Raw genomic sequence first — 1159 nt, 5'->3', positions numbered from 1 at the left:
CTTCAATCCTTATAAAATCAGAATTAATATATTTTCCAAAAATATTCTTAAAAACTTCATCAACAACATATATATTTTCATTTATATTTCTAATACTTATTTCTATTTTTTTACTTTTTAAGATAAGTACACCTTCGATAGGTAATTCATAGTTTTTGCTAGTTTTATAACTATACCAAGGTAAAGATCCACATTCGATATTTTGGCTAGCTTGCTCTTTATTCATATAAAGGACAGCATCATCCACAAGTGAAACTGGACAAAGATTACTTTGCGTCGCACTTAAAACAAAATACTTCATATTTATTTACCCTTAACTTAATTTAATTGATTTTCAATCAGGCGTTATTTAAAATAAATCATTGATAATGAGTTAATAATTTAAGCTGTCAATTCAATTCTAAAGATTATTAATATTTTCAGTAAGCAAAAAAAAATTATTAATAATTTAAATTTTTTGCTTACTGTGTAAGTACAGTATTTCTAACAATAAAAAGTCTAAAATACAAGCTTATCTTTTAACAAGTGTAGCATAAATTGTATAAAATTCCTAAATTAACCCTTAAAATACCTTATTTCAAAGTAAGCCTTACACTTTACCCATAAAAAAAATCTAAAAAATATTCTACATTCAATAATATCTTTTCATTTACAAGAGTTTTCTTTAATTCTTCTAAAAAACCTGTTTTAAATTCTCCATTTTCACCTCTAGGCTTAGATTCATATAGATCAATAATTAAATTTTGTACAATATTAATTTGCAGAAAAATTAAGTGGATTTTTAGAAATGATATGTAATTCATCCCCTGAAATACATGCTCCGATCTCTCTACTATTATGATTTATATATATAAAATTTACATCATGCTGTGTTAAAAATATAGTAGTACTTTCTGCATTAAGTATATCTCCGAACATATATTGAATATTTTCTAATGAACCCTTCCCTAAAAATCATTTATATTTCTTCCTAGATCAATATTAAAATCATTTTCCGGAATAAAACTTAAATATTTTAAAAAAAGGGCTTCATCATCAGAATTATTCTGTATAATAAGAAGTTTTTTACCAAAAATTACTTCATTACATTTATCAATTTTATTTAATAAATGACTAAAACAGGTCATAGTAATAGAGTCCATATTAGCAACATTAAGAA

2 pseudogenes are annotated in these 1159 nt (G+C 23.6%); both read right to left on the bottom strand.

Annotation, left to right across the window (positions count from 1 at the left end):
• A pseudogene (locus tag ACH8JV_RS19435) lies at window positions 1–301 on the bottom strand (hypothetical protein); the annotation flags it as partial.
• A 295-nt stretch (window positions 302–596) separates the two neighbouring features.
• Window positions 597–1127: pseudogene (locus ACH8JV_RS19430) on the bottom strand (hypothetical protein).
• Window positions 1128–1159: the final 32 nt, after the last annotated feature.

Source organism: Acinetobacter sp. ABJ_C5_2, from assembly GCF_044538485.1.
GTDB lineage: Bacteria > Pseudomonadota > Gammaproteobacteria > Pseudomonadales > Moraxellaceae > Acinetobacter > Acinetobacter nosocomialis_A.
Note: the sequence above shows the minus strand (reverse complement) of the source record. Positions and strands in the feature narration are given on the sequence as shown.